The organism is Nocardioides panzhihuensis, from assembly GCF_013408335.1.
Taxonomy (GTDB): domain Bacteria; phylum Actinomycetota; class Actinomycetes; order Propionibacteriales; family Nocardioidaceae; genus Nocardioides; species Nocardioides panzhihuensis.
On record NZ_JACBZR010000001.1, the window covers coordinates 3,118,446 to 3,134,095 of the forward strand.

Below are 15,650 nucleotides of genomic sequence, written 5' to 3' on the forward strand. Positions count from 1 at the left end.
GTCAGCGGAAGCGCGGCGGGCGCTTGTTGGTACGGGAGTCGCTGCGCCCGCTACCGGCGTTGCCGATCTGCGTGTAGGACAGGCCGTTGCGGAGCGCGGTGGCCGGCACCATCTCCAGCGACTCCCAGATCGCGCGTACGGTGCCCTGGATCCCTTCGGGGCGGCGGCCGGCGATCTCGCCGGCGAGCTGCTGGGCGCGGTCGCGCAGCTCGTCAGGCGGGACGACCTCGCTGACGATCCCGGCCCGCAGCGCGGTCGCCGCGGTCATCCGCTCGTCGCTGCCCAGCAGCGCCCACCGCAACACCTCACCGAGGTTCACGCCCCGGGCGAGCATGCCGATCGGCTCGAGCGAGGAGACGATGCCGGCGTTCGCGTGCGGGTCGAAGAAGGTCGCGTCCTCGGAGCAGATCACGATGTCGGACTGGTTGAGGAAGTACATCGCGCCGCCCGCCGCCATGCCGTGCACGGCAGAGATGACCGGTTTCCACACCCGGTGGTGGCGGGGGCCCAGCGACATCCCCGGGTCCTCCTGGTTCCACGGGCTCAGGTGGGCCCACCAGGCGCCCTCCTCCACGTCGATGCCGCTGCAGAAGGCCCGTTCGCCGTTCGCCTGCAGCACGGCGACCCGGATGTCGTCGTCGTCGCGGACCTCGGCCCACACCTGCGCGATCTCCTCGGTCATCGTCTGGTTGAAGCTGTTGAGCCGCTCGGGACGGTCGAGGGTGATCGTGGCGACGTGGTCGGTCACGTCGTACTCGATGGTCTTGAAGCGAGGATCCGTCATGACTTCTCCGATGTCTTCGGGTCGAGCCCCTCGGCAGCGAGGAAGCGCTGTCGCAGGTCCGACTTGACGATCTTGCCGAGCGAGTTGCGGGCCAGCGTGTCGACCAGCTCGATCTGCTCGGGGAACTTGCGTACGTTGAGGGTCGTCGTGCGCAGGTGGGCCCGCACCGACTCCAGCGTCGGGGGCGCGGCCGGGTCTTGCGGCACCACGACCGCGCACACCCGCTCCCCCGAGACCTCGTCCGGGAGCCCGATCACGACGACGTCGGCGATGGCCGGGTCGCCGACGAGCACGGCCTCGACCTCCTGGGCCGAGATGTTCTCCATCTTGCGGATGATGACGTCCTTGAGCCGCCCGGTGACGCCGAGGCGGCCGTCGGCGTCGAGGTGGCCGAGGTCGCCGGTGCGGAAGAACCCGTCCTCGTCCAGCGCCCCGTCGTCGAGAGCAGGATCGACATAGCCGTGGAAAAGCTGCGGGCCGCGTACCCGGATCTCGCCGGTCTCGCCGACCCCGAGAACGTGGCCGTCGGGCCCGACGATGCGCACCTCGCCGCCACTGGACGGGATGCCCTCATAGACCGCGTGCTGCTCGGCGGTGTCGTGCGGGGTGCCCCAGGTGATGTAGGGGCACTCGGTCATCCCGTAGCCGGAGATGATGCCGACGCCGCCAAGGCGCTCGGCCGTCGCCGCGCTCAGCCCCGGCGGGCGACCGGAGCCGCCGCCGAGGGTCGCCCGGGAGTGCGGGAAGAGCGGCGCGACCCCGCGCTCGGCCGACAGCTGCAGGTAGGCGTTGGTGAAGGGCAGCCCCGAACCGATCAGGGTGGCCTCGTGCTCGATCAGCAGGTCGGCGCAGGCCACCGGGTCGAAGACCGCGCTCATGATCAGCGCGTGGCCCACCAGCAGCGCATCGAGCATGTGCGCGATGCCGCCGACGTGAGCGACGGGGACGAACTCCGCGAGCCGGTCGGCCTCGGTGAGCTCCAGGTTGACAACGAACGTACGCGCCGCGGCGATCAGCCCGGCGTCGCTGTGCTTGACGCCCTTCGGCGCGGCGGTCGACCCGGAGGTGTAGAAGATCCAGCCGACCGCGTCGGGGTCGGTACGCGGCTCGGGGATGCTCCCGGGGTCGCCGACCGGCCAGTCGCCGTCGTCGACGACGAGCACGTCGAGGCTGTCGACACGGTCCTGCACCTGCTTGGCCATGGCGGCGTGGTCGAAGCCGCGGTAGCTGCTCGGCACGATCAGCAGCCGGGCGCCCACCTGACGGGTGATGAACTCGACCTCGGTCGCGCGCAGCATCGGGATGATCGGGTTCTGCACCGCCCCGATCCGAGTGAGTGCGACCGAGAGCGCCATCGACTCCACGCTGGTCGGGAGCTGCCAGGAGACGACGTCGCCGTGGCGTATGCCCCGCTCGATCAGGCCCGCCGCGACCTCCGCGGCCAGGTCTCGGAACGCCGCGAAGGTCACGTGTCGGCCATGCTCGTCGACGGCGAACTCGGCGTCGGGGGTGAGCTCGGCCCGGTCCTGGGTGAGCTGCCAGATGGTCGTGCTGGAGAGGCCCGCCGGGCTCTCGGACAGCGCCTTGGTGAGGTTGTCGGACATGGTCACCGTCCCACCGCGCTGAGCTCGGCGGCGATCTCGCGCTTGAGGATCTTGCCTGCCGGGCCGAGCGGGAGCTCGGTGCGGAACTCGAAGCGCCGCGGCTGCTTGTAGCCGGCCAGCTTCTCGCGGCACAGCGTCTGGATCTCGGTGCCGAGCTCCTCGGTGTCGATCTCGCCGCGCGGCACCATGACCGCGACCGGGGTCTCGCCCCACTCCGGGTCCTGGACGCCGACGACCGCGACCAGGTCGATGGCCGGGTGCTGGCCGATGACCCGCTCGATCTCGCCGGGGTAGACGTTGAAGCCGCCGGAGATGATCATGTCGGTCTTGCGTCCGGTGACGTGCACGTAGCGCTCCTCGTCGAGGAAGCCGAGGTCGCCCGACCACAGGCCCTCGGGCCGGAAGGTCCTCGCAGTGGCCTCGGGCAGGTTCCAGTAGCCGACCGCGGAGGCGTCGCTGACGATGACGATCTCGCCGATCTCCCCGGTGGGCAGGTCGTTGCCGTCCTCGTCGACGATTCGGATCGAGCACATCGGCGTCTCCTGGCCGCACGAGGTCAGGATCGACGTCTTTCCGGCGACCATGTCGTGGTGGTCCTGCGGGGTGAGGATCGTCGCCTGCCCCCCGCACTCGGTCAGGCCGTAGCGCTGCTGCATCTCGCAACCGAGCAGCCGCATCGCCTTCTCGGCCAGCCCCGGCGGCACCGGCGCCGATCCGTAGCTGATCCGGCGCAGGCTGGACATGTCCTGCTCTGGCCCCTCCTCCAGGATGCGGAGGGTGCGTTGGAGCATCGTCGGAATGAAGGTCGTGAAGGTGATCCGACTGCGCTCGATCTCGTCGATGACGGCCTGCGGGTCGAATCGGTGGTGGATCACCATCGTCTGCCCCAGATAGGTCCATGACAGCGTGCGCACCATGCCGCCGGCGGTGAAGAACGGCGTGGTCGCGAGGTAGATGTCGGACCGGTTCGCCTCGGTGACGATCGTGGTGTCGACGACTTGGGCGAGCATGTTCTTGTGGGTGTTGACCACGCCCTTGGGGCGCCCGGTCGTGCCGCTGGTGTAGAGGATGAACTGCGGGTCCTCGGGCACCAGCTCGGCAGGGGTCGGGTCCGTCGTGGGCGCCCCGGCCAGCGCCGACTCGTAATCGGTGCCGACCTCGCTGCCGCCGATCTGGACGACCGCGTCGAGCGACTTCAGCTCCGCGCCGAACCGCTCCACCTGATCGCTGTGGATCACCGCGGCCCGCGCGCCGGAGTCGTCGCGGGCGTAGGCCAACTCGTCGGCCGCCAGCCGGATGTTGACCGGCACCGCGATGAACCCGGCCTTCGCGAGCGCGAAGACGATCTCGGGCCACTCGACGGTGTTGCGGGCGATCACCAGGACCCGGTCGCCCTGGCCGAGGCCGGCCCCGGCCAGGTGGTTGGCCAAGCGCCGGGCGCGCTCATCGACATCGGCCCACGTCAGCGTGCGACCGTCCACGACGATCGCATCCTTGTCCGGGACGCGGCGGGCATTGTTGGTCGAGATCTGACCGATCAGCACGGGCTGCCTCACATTCTGGTTCGTTTGGGGTTGGCCGGCTGGTCAGATCAGGAAGGCCAGGGTGTTGACGGGACCACCGGCGCTGACCAGGTGGACCGTCTTGTTGACCAGGCGCAGGCCCTCCGGCGTACGCCTGACCTTGTGGACGACCCGACCGGCCCAGACCCGCTGCTCGTAGCGGTATTCGAAGAGGGCGAAGTTGGAGGCGACGGTGACGGTGGACTCGTCGGCGTCGAGGACCTCCATGTTGCTGAGCAGCCGGCGCATCACCGAGGGCGGCGTCTGGGAGTGCCGGTTGCCGGTGTTGAGTTGGGCGACGCGGCTCTTGATCCGGTTGCGGTTGTCGTAGATGTAGGAGAGCTTCATCTTCGGGTCGTCGTCGGGGTGCATCGGCACCCAATAGAGGGCGTCGTCCTCCCAGAGCTCCTCCCACTCCGAGTAGCGGCCCTCGTCGGCGAGCCGGGCCTCATAGAAGAGGTATGCGGCGACGTCGGCATCGGGTGCCGGCAGCGGCCCGGGGGCGGCCACCTGATTCCGCGGGTAGGCGGGCTGGTCCTGAGCTGCGATCATCGTCATGACGCGGGGATCTCCTGTCCTACGACGCTGGCCCACTGGCGGTAGAAGCCGCGCTGCGGGGTCTCGGCGCTCTTGTCGCTGTTGACGATCCCGGTCTCGTCGGTGACGTCGGTCTCGAGGCCTCGGGAGAGCTCGAGCCACTCCGGGTTGCGAGCTGCCAGGCCCGCCTGGTTGCGCATGCCGATCTCGCCGTCGTCGGCGATGAGGAAGCCGGCCGGGCCCATCGCGCCCTCGGATCGGCGCATGGTGCGCTGGTTGAGCTTCTCCTGGCCCGGGATGACGACGGCGGCGGTGTAGGCGATCGTCTCGTCGGTGGCGATCGGCTCGACGTACATGACGTTCATCTCGGCGAGGAACAGGTTGGGCCAGATCAGGGTGTGCGCGGGGCCGACGACGAGAGCATCGTGAGTCTTCTCTGGACCGTGGGCCGCCTCCAGCGCCTCGACGTACTCGGGGAGCTTGGCGCGCGGGATCCGGCCGTACCAGACGAACTCCTCGTCGAGCTTGCGGTACTCCGCGGAGTAGTCGATCTCGGAGTGGCCGCCGCCGAGGTCACGGACGACCGTCTTGACCTTCGCCGGGACGTGGGAGACCTTCGCGGGGCGGATCGCGTCGTAGACCGAGGCGTGGGTGAAGAGCGCGTGGTAGCCGTCGACGTTGTTCTCCACGACCATCTTCCAGTTGGCGTGGTGGTGGTGCTTCATCCAGCCCCGGCTGAGGTCGATCTTGCCGGTGGGCGAGAGGTCGAGAACCCGGTCGATCGCGCCCATCGCGGCACCCAGGTGCTCCTTGAGCGAGATGCCCTCGGGAGCGAGCGACGCGAATACGAAGCCGCCGTAGCTGTCGACCCGGGGGGCCTCGGCCATGCCGAGCTGCTCGCGCACCTTGGCGAACTCCTCGCCGTAGCCGCCGCGCATCGGCACCGCCATCAGGGAGCCGTCGTTGCTGAAGGTCCAGCCGTGGTAGGGGCAGCGGAAGGAGGTCGCGTTGCCCGACTCGGCGTTGCACAGCCGGTTGGCCCGGTGGCTGCAGCGGTTGAGCAGCACCCGGATCACGCCGTCCTTGCCGTGCGAGACGACCACCGGGTCGCGGCCGATCCGGCGAGTCAGGTAGTCGCCCTCCTCCGCCACCTCGCTCTCGTGGGCGACGTAGACCCACCCGGTGCGGAAGATCGTCTCCATCTCCCGGTGAAAGATCTCCGGGGAGGTGTAGACCGACCCGTGCACACGATGGTTCTTGACGATCGTCGAGACGTCGAACGCCCCGGTGGTCGGGACCTCTGGGTCCGTTGTGGTCATGGGGTGACCTCCGATGTGGATGGGGTGGTGAGTGCTGCTGCTGGGATGGAGACCCCACCCAGCTCGCGGAAGACGACGGCGACCGGGTCGCCGATGCGTGGGAGACCCGGCGGTGCGGTGCGGGTCGTCATGATCAGCCGGTGTCCGCTGGAGAGCTCGACGTCGAGCACCGGGTAGGGCTCCTCGGCGACCACCAGCCCCGGCTCGCGGCGGTGGACGCGGGTCGCGGAGTGGACCGTCCCGGCCGGCTCGACCGGGCGCCAGGCGATCTCGTCGGCACCGCAGCCGTCACAGACCTGCTGGTCGAGGTCGAGCGGCGTGCCGCACTCGCCGCAGAACGGCAGGGCGAGTACGCCGTGGGCGGCCGCCTCGTACAGCGGGGCGAGCAGGTCGCCCTCGACCTGCGGGGCGAGGGTTTCGCTCAGGAGCCAGTCGGTCGTCATGCCGCACGTTCCAGGATGAGGGCCGCGTGATGGTCGATGCGACCGCCGATGCCGCCGACCAGGGCGGTGGCGGCGCCGTCGACCTGGCGCTCTCCGCCCTCGCCGCGGAGCTGGACCAGCGCCTCGGCCAGCGGAGTCATGCCCTGGAGGTAGAAGCCGGAGAGCTGGCCGCCGCCGGTGTTGGTCGGCAGCGCTCCCCCGCGACTGGTCTCGCCGGACGCGACGAACTTGCCGGCGGGCACGCCTCCGGTGAGCGCGTACTCCTCCAGCAGCATCAGGGTGACCACGGAGAACGGGTCGTAGAGCTCAGCGACGTCGAGGTCGCCGCGAGTCATCCGGGCGGCGTCGAGCGCATCGTCGACCGCCCGGCGACCGCCGCCGAACCAGGACTCTCGGCCCGCTCGGCGGTGGCGTACGGGGTGCGCGCGGCCGGTGCCGCGTACGTTCACCCGGATCGGGTTGCCGAGGCCGGGGTCGCCGGTGACCACGACAGCGACCGCGCCGTTGACCGGGCGGGCGCAGTCGAGCCGGCGCAGCGGCTCGGCGATCATCGGCGCGGCGAGGTAGCCCTCGGCGTCGAGCGGCTTGCGCACCACGGCCGCGGGATTGCCGAGCGCCCAGGCGCGGGTGGTCACCGCGACGGCACACAGGTCCTCGGGAGTGCCGCCGCTGACGTGCATCCAGCGCTGGGCGAGCAGGGCGTAGGTCGGCACCGAGCCGAGCACGCCGGAGGCACGTTCCAGGCCGCGTACGCCGGACTGGCCGCCGCTGTGGGCGTAGGTCGAGCCGGCGCCCTTGCCCTGCACCAGCGGCGCGTCGGCGAAGACGCAGACGACGGTGCTCGCCGCCCCGGTCGCGATGGCCAGGGCGGCGCGCTGGATCATCGCGATGGTCGTGGCGCCCTTGATCTCGACGTGCTCGAGCAGGCGCAGGTCGCCGAAGCCGCCCTGGGCGGCGAAGGTGACGCCGAGCCGGTCGGGGCGCACGCCCTGGGAGGTGCCGACCAGCAGCCCGTCGACGTCGGCGCGGGTCAGCCCGGCGTCGGCGAGCGCCAGGCCGACGGCCTCGCGGGCGAGCCCCTGCGGCGTACGCCCGGGGGTCAGCGACATCTCGGTCATGCCGAGCCCGACCAGGGCCACATCGGCGGAGGTCACTGCACGCCTTCGGGTTCGCCGGTGGGTTCAGGACGCGGGGTGCGCTCGTCACGGTAGGCGCCGACGCGCATCCACTCCACCCGGTCGTCCGGGGTGGCCTGGGTCAGGCAGGCGAGCTCGAGCGGGGACAGGAAGATCTGCTCGCCCGTCTCGACGTCCTCGACGAGCAGACGCGGGCCGTTGCCCGTGGTGTCCAGCGAGACGCGGACGACGGCGAACTCGTTGGCCAGCGTCGCCAGCTCCTGCCGGATGACCGGGCGGATGCGCTCTTCCTGCGTCATTGCGTCTGCTGACCTACTCACTGGAACTCATTGGATCGATGGCTCTCATGTTTTATCGCATACGACTGTCAGAAACAACCCCCAGTGAAGCAATGGAGACAGACCGCGACGAGGTCCCAATGCCCGCCAAAGACTGGCCAAACAGGCGGAGCGACGGCAGACTACGACTGAGACGTACTATTAAGACGGAGTCGTCAGATTGAGACTCGCGCCACAGGCCGTGACGCACCCGATACCGGAAGGTTCACCGATGAGCGAGACCACGTTGAGCACCGCTACGACCACTCAGACCGCCACCGATCAGCCCGCGGACCACCGCAGCATCTGGGGATTCCTGCGTGAGCTCGACTTCCGGCAGGGCTTCGTCGAGGTCGGCGGCGTCCGCACCCGGTACGCCGAGGCCGGCTCCCCCGACCTGCCGGCGGTGATCATGCTGCACGGCACCGGCGGCCACTGGGAGACGTTCGCACCCAACCTGGCCGCGCTCTCCGAGCACTTCCACTGCATCGCCGTCGACATGGTCGGCAACGGCTTCTCCGAGAAGCCCGACTACGACTACGAGATCCCGGTCTACGTCCGCCAGGCCCTCGGCGTGCTCGACCACTTCGGCATCGAGAAGGCACACTTCATCGGAATGTCGCTGGGCGCATGGGTCTGCGCGGCCACCGCCGTATCCCACCCGGACCGAGTGGATCGGATGATCCTGATGTCGCCGGCCGGGCTGATCGCCACGGCCTCCAACATGGCCCGGATCCGGGCCGAGCGCACCGCCGCGGTGCAGAACCCGACCTGGGACTCGATCCACAAGGTCTTCGCCCATCTGATCGCCGAGGAGGCCAACCGCCTCCCCGACCTGATCGCGCTGCGCCAGGCGATCTACCGCCGCGACGACACCCGCGAGACCATCGACCGCCTGCTGATCCTGCAGGACGCCGAGGCTCGCGATCGCAACCTCATCCCCGAGGAGGCGTGGAAGACGATCCAGACCCCGACGCTCGTCGTCGCGGCGGGCAAGGACCACAGCGAATACATGAGCACGGCGCGCACCGTCTCTCGGCTCATCCCCGATTCCGACGTGCTCGAGATGCCCGGCGTGGCCCACTGGCCGCACTTCGAGGACCCGGCCACGTTCAACCCGGCCGCGATCGCCTTCCTGTCCAAGTGAGCGCCCCGATGCTTCCCGAGACCATCGCCGAGTGCGCGCAGCGGCTCTACGAGGCCGAACAGGCTCGCAAGCCGATCCGTCAGCTCTCGCTGGACTTCCCCGAGATGACGATCGAGGACGCGTACGCCGTGCAGCGCGCGCTCGTCGACCTGAAGGTCGCCGACGGCCGGGCCGTTCGGGGCCGCAAGATCGGGCTGACCTCGAAGGTCATGCAGCGGGCGGTCTCCATCGACGAGCCCGACTACGGGGCCATCTTCGACGACATGTTCTTCGACGACGGCGGCACGGTCCCGGCCGGCCGGTTCATCCAGCCGCGGGTCGAGGTCGAGCTGGCCTTCGTGCTCGGTGCGGACCTGACCGGTCCCGGCGTCACGCTCTACGACGTGCTGCGCGCCAGCGAGTACGTCACCCCGGCACTGGAGATCCTCGACGCCCGGGTCCAGATGAGCGACCCGGAGACGGGCCACCTGCGTACCATCGTCGACACCATCGCCGACAACGCAGCCGATGCGGGCATCGTGCTCGGTGGCCGGGTCGTACGCCCGCACGACGTCGACCTGCGCTGGGTCTCCGCCCTGCTGCTGCGCAACGCCTCCATCGAGGAGTCGGGCGTCGCCGCCGCGGTGCTCAACCACCCCGCCAACGGCGTCGCCTGGCTGGCCAATCGGCTCGCGCCCCACGGGGTGTCGCTGCAGGCGGGCGAGGTGATCCTCGCCGGCTCGTTCACCAAGCCGGTCTTCGCCCTGCCTGGCGACACGTTCGTTGCCGACTACGGCCCGCTCGGCACCGTCTCGTGCGCCTTCGCCCGTGAGGAGCTGTCATGAACCGCTGGCTCGAACGACTCGGCGAGCGACCCCAGGCCGGGATGTGGATCGCATCGGGAAGCGCCTACACCGCGGAGATCTGCGCCGGTGCGGGCCTGGACTGGCTGATGCTCGACCAGGAGCACGTTCCCAACGACCTACGCTCGACGCTGGCCCAGCTCCAGGCGGTGGCCGCCTACCCGGTCGAGGTGCTGGTGCGCCCGGCCGTCTTCGACCCGGTCGCCATCAAGCAGCTCCTCGACCTCGGGGTGACCAACCTGATCGTGCCGATGATCGAGTCGGCCGACGAGGCCAGGGCCGTGGTCGCGGCCACGCGCTATCCACCCGAGGGGATCCGCGGGGTCGGCAGCGCGCTCGCACGAGCCTCGCAATGGAACCGGATCTCCGACTATCTGACGACCGCGTCCACCACACTGAGCGTCACCGTCCAGGTGGAGTCGGCCGCCGGTCTCGACGCCCTGCCCCAGATCCTCGACGTCGACGGGATCGATGGGGTCTTCATCGGGCCCGCCGACCTGGCCGCATCCCTCGGCCGCCTCGGCCAGCCCGAGCATCCCGATGTCGTCGCCACGATCGAGCGCACGATCGCGACGATCGCCGCCTCAGGCAAGGCTGCCGGGGTCAACGCGTTCAACGAGACGATCGCCCGTCGCTACCTGGCCGCCGGCGCCCGCTTCGTCCTCGTCGGAGCTGACGTCACCCTGCTGGCCCGCGGCGCCGAAGGACTGGCGAAGCAGTATGGATCTCTTTGACCCCAGGACTGTTATCTGACGCTAATGTCACTTAGAGTGTTCCTATGTCCCCCGGACCGAGAGGGTCCGTTGCCTGGAAGGTCTGCCGATGGATTTGGACTTCACGAAAGAACAGGTGGAGTTCCGTGAACGGGTGCGCACCTGGCTCACCGAGAACAAGCCCCGCGAGCCCCGACCTCGCGACGACGCCGGAATACGCGAGTACGACCTCGCCTGGCAGCGTACGCAGTGGGAGGGCGGCTGGGCGGGCATCGCCTGGCCCACCGAGTACGGCGGTGGCGGGCTCACCCTGCTCCAGCAGCTGATCTGGTACGAGGAGTACGCCGCCCAGGGGTTCCCCGGCATCGACGCGTGCTTCGTCGGGCTCAGCCACGCCGGCCCGACCCTGATGCTGCGCGGCAACGAGGAGCAGAAGTCCTTCCACCTCCCTCGCATCCTCAAGGGCGAGGTGATCTGGTGCCAGGGCTTCTCCGAGCCCGAGGCCGGCTCCGACCTGGCCGCGCTGCGAACGAAGGCGGTCATCGACAACGACCACCTGGTCGTCAACGGACAGAAGATCTGGACCAGCTCGGCCGCCTGCGCCGACTATCAGGAGCTGCTCGTACGCACCGACAGCACCGGGTCGAAGCACCAGGGCATCACCTGGGTCATCTGCGACATGCACACCCCGGGGATCGAGGTCCGCCCGATCAGGACGATGGAGGGCGGCGCGGAGTTCTGCGAGGTCTTCTACGACGACGTACGCATCCCGCTGGCCAACGTCGTCGGCGACGTCGACGACGGGTGGAGCGTGGCCATGTCCACGCTCTCCTTCGAGCGCGGCACCGCGTTCACCGCCAACCAGGTCAGGCTCGCGAAGGTGGTCGAGGACCTCATCGACTTCTCCCGCGACCACACCGGACCCGACGGGCGCCGGCCGGCGATCGCCGACGACGAGATCGCCCGCCGACTGGCCCGGGCACGCGCCTCGGTCGCGTCGCTGCGCGCGATGACGTACGTCGGCATCTGCCACACCATGAAGGCCGACACCCCAGGCCCGCGCGGCTCGATGCTGAAGCTCTACTACGCCGACCTGTGCAAGGAGATCGCCGCGCTGGCGATGGACATCGTCGGGGCCGACGCGCTGCGCGGCTCGTCGCGGTGGGACCAGCACGGCTGGGTGGGCAACTACTTCTACTCCTTCTCGCAGTCCATCGGCGGAGGCACCTCCGAGATCCAGCGCAACATCATCGGGGAGCGCGTCCTCGGTCTGCCGCGATGAACGGCACTAGGAAAGAGAGCTGACATGGACCTCCTCCCATCAGTTGACCAGCGCGAGCTCATCGCCGCGGCCACCGACTTCCTGGAGTCGCGGATGCCGATCGAGGCCATCCGGACACGCGACGGGCAGCCGTCCGCCGTCGACGCCGCGGCCTGGCGCGAAGGCGCCGAGATGGGCCTGCTCACCCTCGGCCTCGCCGAGGCGCACGGCGGCTCCGGCCTCGGCCTCGATGACGAGGCGCTCCTCTTCGCCGCCCTCGCGGAGCATCTGGCGCCCGGACCGTTCCTGGCCTCCACGCTCGCCGCCCGGGTCGCGGCCGGGTGCGGCGACACGGAGCTGGCCACGCGGATCGCCGACGGCTCTGCGATGGTCGGGCTCGCCGAGCTCCGCGGAGACGGCGAGATCGGGCCCGAGGGCATCAAGGGCACCTTCGACCTCATCGACTGCGTCGGTGTCGGCCAGGTCCTGCTCGTCACCGAACAGGGCGCCGCGATCGTCGAGACCGGCGACCTCGGCGAGATCGAGGAGCTGATCCCCTCCGATCCGGGCATCCGGCTGGCCACCGCGAACGCGGCCGCGGCACCCGTACGCCACTGGCTGCCGAGCGAGGCCGACCCGATCTGGCTGCGAGCGGTCGTGCTGACCGCTGCCGGGCTGTCGGGGCTCGCCTCCGCGGTCACCACGATGGCCACCGAGCACGCGAAGCTGCGCGTGCAGTTCGGCCGCCCGATCGGTGTGCACCAGGCGATCAAGCACGCCTGTGCGGACATGGCGGTGGCATCGGACGCGGCCATGTCGCAGACCCTCTTCGCCGCCGTCTGCGTCCAGACCGGACGCCCCGACGCGCTCTTCCAGGCCCTGGCCGCCAAGACGGTCGCCGCCAGAGCGGCCGTCGACAGCGCCGCTGCGACGATCCAGGTGCATGGCGGCATGGGCTACACCTACGAGCACGACGCGCATCTCTTCCTCAAGCGTGCCCACGTCATCAGCCATCTGTTCGGCGAGCCGACGCATGTCCTCGCCGAGCTTCTCGAGCAGGGAGCACCCCAGTGAACCGCAGAGTCGCCATCGCCGGTGTCGCGCTGTCCGACGTCGGCCGAGTGGATGACAAGAACCCCTACGAGCTGATGGGGCAGGCCAGCCGCCGGGCCCTGGCCGAGGCCGGGCTGCGCCCCGACCAGGTCGACGGGCTCGGCTCGACCAGCCAGGGCACGCTGCCCCCGACCGACGTCGCGGAGTACCTCGGCATCCGGCCACGCTGGATCGACTCGACCTCGGTCGGCGGCGCCTCCTGGGAGGTCATGCTCGCCCACGCGGCCGACGCGATCGCGGCCGGTCACGCCGACGTGGTGCTGCTGACGTACGGCTCCACGGCGCGCGCCGACCTGCGCAAGGGGCTTCGCACCGCCAACATCAACTGGGGCTCGCGCGGACCGCTGCAGTGGGAAGCGCCGTACGGGCACACGCTGATCTCCAAGTACGCGATGGCGGCCCGTCGCCACATGCACGAGTACGGCACCACGATCGAGCAGCTCGCCGAGGTCGCCGTCTCGGCCCGGTTCAACGCCCAGGACAACCCCGAGGCGATGTACCGCGACCCGATCACGGTCGAGGACGTGCTCTCCGGTCCGATGATCGCCGACCCGTTCACCAAGCTGCACTGCTGCATCCGCTCCGACGGCGGCGCCGCGGCCGTGCTCGTCGCCGAGGACCGGGTCGCCGACCTGCGCTCGGACCCGGTCTGGTTCCTGGGGGCGGGCGAGGCGACGTCGCACATGCTGACCTCCCAGTGGGAGGACATGACCGTCGGACCCGCCTCGGTCACCGGGCCCCTCGCCTTCCAGCGGGCCGGCCTGACCCCGGCCGACGTCGACGTCGCCGAGATCTACGACGCGTTCACCTACATGCTCCTGCTGACCATGGAGGACCTCGGTTTCTGCGAGAAGGGCGAGGGCGGCGCGTTCGTGGAGAAGGGCAACCTCCGCCTCGGCGGCAGCCTGCCGACCAACACCGACGGCGGCGGCCTCTCCGCCTGCCACCCCGGTCAGCGCGGGCTCTTCCTGATCGTCGAGGCCGTCCGCCAGCTGCGCGGCCAGTCCGGGCCACGGCAGGTCCCCGACGCCAAGATCGCGTGCGTCAGCGGCACGGGCGGCTGGTTCTGCTCCAGTGGCACCGTGCTGCTCGGCTCCGAGCGGCCATGACCACGGCCCCGGCTCGGAGCGCGGCGCCGCTGGAGGTCGCGGAGTTCGCCAGCACCCGGTCGCTGCTGGAAGCGGCTGCGAAGGCCTACGGCGAGCAGGACGCGTACGTCGAGCCCGACGGCTCGCGGATGAGCTTCGCGTCCTGGGCGGGTCGGGCACGCGCCGTCGCCGCGGCATTCGATGCCCGCGGCGTCGGCAAGGGCGATGTGGTCGCCCTGATGCTCCCCGCCGGGATCGACTACGCCGTCTGCTACGCCGCGGCGGCGATGATCGGCGCGATCACCACCGGCCTCAACCCCCGGCTCGGGCCGCGCGAGGTCGCCGCCATCCTGACCAGGGCCGCGCCCGCGCTCGTGGTCCGCGACGAAGCGGCCCGGCTACCGCCGGTGCCCGACGGCATCGAGGTCCTGGCCCGCTCGGCGCTGCCGGGGGCGGATGCTGCGGCGTACGTCCCTGACGTCGAGGTCACCCGCCAGGACCCGGTCGCGATCATCTTCACCAGCGGCACCACGGGGCTGCCGAAGGGCGCCTGGTTCGACGGCGACAACATGGCCGCCTTCTCCCGCGCCGCGGGGGTGATGAGCGCACCGTACGACCGGCGGCTGACCGCGACCCCGTTCGCGCACGCCGGCTACATGGCCAAGCTCTGGGACCAGCTCGTCTGGGGCATCACGCTGGTCGCCTCCCCCATACCCTGGTCGGCCGCGCGAATGTACGAGGTGCTCCGCGCCGAGCGGATCACGGTCGGTGGCGGCGTACCCACGCAGTGGTCCAAGCTCCTCGACCAGTCCGGCGTGAGCCGCGAGACCCTCCCCCACCTGCGCGTCGGCATCGTCGCGACCGCCCCGGCGCCACCCGAGCTGGTCGAGCGCACCGCGGCCCGGATCGGCGTACCGCTGGTGGTGCGCTATGCGATGACCGAGTCGCCGACCATCTGCGGCACCGAGCCCGGCGACCCACCTGGCGTGCTGTTCCGCACCGTCGGCCGGCCCCAGGCCGGGGTCGCGGTCCGGGTCACCGACGAGGCCGGACACAGCGTGCCCGTCGGGAAGGTCGGCCGGGTCCGTGTGCTCAGCGACTGCGTCATGCGCGGCTACTGGCGAGAGCCGGAGCTGACCGCCGCCGCCTTCGACGAGGACGACTACCTGATCAGCAGCGACCTCGGCCGGTTCACCCCCGAGGGCAACCTGCAGCTGGTCGGGCGCACCGGCGACCTCTACATCCGCGGCGGGTTCAACGTCTACCCGCTCGAGGTCGAGAACGTCCTTGCCGACCACCCCCGAGTACGCCAGGTGGCGGTCGTCGGCGAGCCGACCCCCGTGATCGGCGAGACCGGAGTCGCCTTCGTCGTCCCAGCCGATCCCGCCGCCCCGCCGACGCTCGACGACCTGCGGGTGTGGAGCAAGGCGCGGCTGGCCGATTACAAGGCACCGGACCGGCTCGTGCTCCTCGAGGAGCTCCCCACGACCGCGATGCAGAAGACCGACCGCGGCCAGCTGCGCGCCCATCTCCAGGCCCACCCCGCGGGCCCCCGTCCCACCAAGAAGGAGTGAGAGCCTTGCGCATCCACATCGACATCGACCAGTGCGACGGTCAGGGACAGTGCAACCTCCAGGCCGCCGACCTGTACCTGATCGACGACGACGGCTTCGCCGCTCGCGCGGACTTCGAGGTGCCCGGCGGCTCCGAGGAGGCTGCGGAGCGCGGCGCCGCCAGCTGCCCGATGGCCGCCATCGACGTCCTGACGGACTGACGGACTGACG

Annotated in this window: 16 protein-coding genes; 8 read left to right on the forward strand and 8 right to left on the reverse strand. The window is 70.4% G+C overall.

The genetic code is table 11. From position 1 onward, the window contains the following. Position 1 precedes the first annotated feature (1 nt). The 8 genes from BJ988_RS14760 to BJ988_RS14795 are packed head-to-tail and all read right to left on the reverse strand — an operon-like array spanning position 2 to position 7,684. Positions 2–784 carry an enoyl-CoA hydratase/isomerase family protein gene (locus BJ988_RS14760; RefSeq protein ID WP_179658656.1) on the reverse strand — a complete coding sequence of 261 codons (783 nt, stop codon included), beginning with the start codon at positions 782–784 and terminating at the stop codon, positions 2–4. Further along, positions 781–2,388: a class I adenylate-forming enzyme family protein gene (locus tag BJ988_RS14765; protein ID WP_179658657.1), complete on the reverse strand. Its 1,608-nt coding sequence runs from the start codon at positions 2,386–2,388 to the stop codon at positions 781–783. Before BJ988_RS14765 ends, BJ988_RS14760 begins: the two co-directional genes overlap by 4 nt. Before the next feature lie 2 nt (positions 2,389–2,390). Further along, complete coding sequence (locus BJ988_RS14770; RefSeq protein ID WP_343051616.1) at positions 2,391–3,944, reverse strand: class I adenylate-forming enzyme family protein; 1,554 nt, start codon at positions 3,942–3,944, stop codon at positions 2,391–2,393. Positions 3,945–3,974: 30 nt separating this feature from the next. Further along, entirely contained in the window at positions 3,975–4,508 is a 534-nt protein-coding gene (locus BJ988_RS14775) for an aromatic-ring-hydroxylating dioxygenase subunit beta (RefSeq protein ID WP_179658658.1), read from the reverse strand. After that, a complete protein-coding gene (locus BJ988_RS14780) occupies positions 4,505–5,806 on the reverse strand; it encodes an aromatic ring-hydroxylating oxygenase subunit alpha (protein ID WP_179658659.1) in 1,302 nt (433 codons plus the stop codon). The genes BJ988_RS14775 and BJ988_RS14780 overlap by 4 nt, the downstream gene beginning before the upstream one ends. Beyond that, positions 5,803–6,249, reverse strand: coding sequence for a Zn-ribbon domain-containing OB-fold protein (locus BJ988_RS14785; protein WP_179658660.1), 447 nt, complete (start codon positions 6,247–6,249; stop codon positions 5,803–5,805). Before BJ988_RS14785 ends, BJ988_RS14780 begins: the two co-directional genes overlap by 4 nt. Beyond that, positions 6,246–7,403 (reverse strand): thiolase family protein, encoded by a 1,158-nt coding sequence (locus BJ988_RS14790; RefSeq protein WP_343051617.1) that lies wholly within the window; start codon positions 7,401–7,403, stop codon positions 6,246–6,248. Before BJ988_RS14790 ends, BJ988_RS14785 begins: the two co-directional genes overlap by 4 nt. Further along, a complete protein-coding gene (locus BJ988_RS14795; RefSeq protein ID WP_179658661.1) occupies positions 7,400–7,684 on the reverse strand; it encodes a hypothetical protein in 285 nt (94 codons plus the stop codon). The genes BJ988_RS14790 and BJ988_RS14795 overlap by 4 nt, the downstream gene beginning before the upstream one ends. Positions 7,685–7,934: 250 nt before the next feature. On the opposite strand from BJ988_RS14795, the gene BJ988_RS14800 reads away from it, so the two are divergent. From BJ988_RS14800 to BJ988_RS14835, 8 genes are all read left to right on the forward strand, one after another. Continuing rightward, positions 7,935–8,849, forward strand: coding sequence for an alpha/beta fold hydrolase (locus BJ988_RS14800; RefSeq protein ID WP_179658662.1), 915 nt, complete (start codon positions 7,935–7,937; stop codon positions 8,847–8,849). After that, a complete protein-coding gene (gene hpaH / locus BJ988_RS14805) occupies positions 8,846–9,673 on the forward strand; it encodes a 2-oxo-hept-4-ene-1,7-dioate hydratase (protein ID WP_343051618.1) in 828 nt (275 codons plus the stop codon). The genes BJ988_RS14800 and hpaH overlap by 4 nt, the downstream gene beginning before the upstream one ends. Continuing rightward, positions 9,670–10,425, forward strand: a complete 756-nt coding sequence (locus BJ988_RS14810) for an aldolase/citrate lyase family protein (RefSeq protein ID WP_179658663.1) — start codon at positions 9,670–9,672, stop codon at positions 10,423–10,425. The genes hpaH and BJ988_RS14810 overlap by 4 nt, the downstream gene beginning before the upstream one ends. Positions 10,426–10,513: 88 nt before the next feature. Next, entirely contained in the window at positions 10,514–11,686 is a 1,173-nt protein-coding gene (locus BJ988_RS14815) for an acyl-CoA dehydrogenase family protein (protein WP_179658664.1), read from the forward strand. Positions 11,687–11,710: 24 nt separating this feature from the next. Beyond that, positions 11,711–12,739 (forward strand): acyl-CoA dehydrogenase family protein, encoded by a 1,029-nt coding sequence (locus BJ988_RS14820; protein ID WP_179658665.1) that lies wholly within the window; start codon positions 11,711–11,713, stop codon positions 12,737–12,739. Continuing rightward, a complete protein-coding gene (locus BJ988_RS14825) occupies positions 12,736–13,887 on the forward strand; it encodes an acetyl-CoA acetyltransferase (RefSeq protein ID WP_179658666.1) in 1,152 nt (383 codons plus the stop codon). Before BJ988_RS14820 ends, BJ988_RS14825 begins: the two co-directional genes overlap by 4 nt. Continuing rightward, positions 13,884–15,440 carry a class I adenylate-forming enzyme family protein gene (locus BJ988_RS14830; RefSeq protein WP_179658667.1) on the forward strand — a complete coding sequence of 519 codons (1,557 nt, stop codon included), beginning with the start codon at positions 13,884–13,886 and terminating at the stop codon, positions 15,438–15,440. Before BJ988_RS14825 ends, BJ988_RS14830 begins: the two co-directional genes overlap by 4 nt. A gap of 5 nt (positions 15,441–15,445) precedes the next feature. Beyond that, the gene (locus tag BJ988_RS14835; protein ID WP_179658668.1) at positions 15,446–15,640 is read left to right on the forward strand and encodes a ferredoxin; all 195 of its coding nucleotides are present in this window, start codon (positions 15,446–15,448) and stop codon (positions 15,638–15,640) included. The last annotated feature ends 10 nt before the right edge of the window (positions 15,641–15,650 follow it).

What these genes read in the sequence shown, in the direction of transcription:
- BJ988_RS14765 (WP_179658657.1), bottom strand. Translation starts at nt 2,388, where the DNA reads ATGTCCGACAACCTCACCAAGGCGCTGTCCGAGAGCCCGGCGGGCCTC.
- BJ988_RS14785 (WP_179658660.1), bottom strand. Translation starts at nt 6,249, where the DNA reads ATGACGACCGACTGGCTCCTGAGCGAAACCCTCGCCCCGCAGGTCGAG.
- BJ988_RS14830 (WP_179658667.1), top strand. Translation starts at nt 13,884, where the DNA reads ATGACCACGGCCCCGGCTCGGAGCGCGGCGCCGCTGGAGGTCGCGGAG.
- BJ988_RS14800 (WP_179658662.1), top strand. Translation starts at nt 7,935, where the DNA reads ATGAGCGAGACCACGTTGAGCACCGCTACGACCACTCAGACCGCCACC.
- BJ988_RS14795 (WP_179658661.1), bottom strand. Translation starts at nt 7,684, where the DNA reads ATGACGCAGGAAGAGCGCATCCGCCCGGTCATCCGGCAGGAGCTGGCG.
- BJ988_RS14760 (WP_179658656.1), bottom strand. Translation starts at nt 784, where the DNA reads ATGACGGATCCTCGCTTCAAGACCATCGAGTACGACGTGACCGACCAC.
- BJ988_RS14775 (WP_179658658.1), bottom strand. Translation starts at nt 4,508, where the DNA reads ATGACGATGATCGCAGCTCAGGACCAGCCCGCCTACCCGCGGAATCAG.
- BJ988_RS14810 (WP_179658663.1), top strand. Translation starts at nt 9,670, where the DNA reads ATGAACCGCTGGCTCGAACGACTCGGCGAGCGACCCCAGGCCGGGATG.
- BJ988_RS14780 (WP_179658659.1), bottom strand. Translation starts at nt 5,806, where the DNA reads ATGACCACAACGGACCCAGAGGTCCCGACCACCGGGGCGTTCGACGTC.
- BJ988_RS14815 (WP_179658664.1), top strand. Translation starts at nt 10,514, where the DNA reads ATGGATTTGGACTTCACGAAAGAACAGGTGGAGTTCCGTGAACGGGTG.
- BJ988_RS14820 (WP_179658665.1), top strand. Translation starts at nt 11,711, where the DNA reads ATGGACCTCCTCCCATCAGTTGACCAGCGCGAGCTCATCGCCGCGGCC.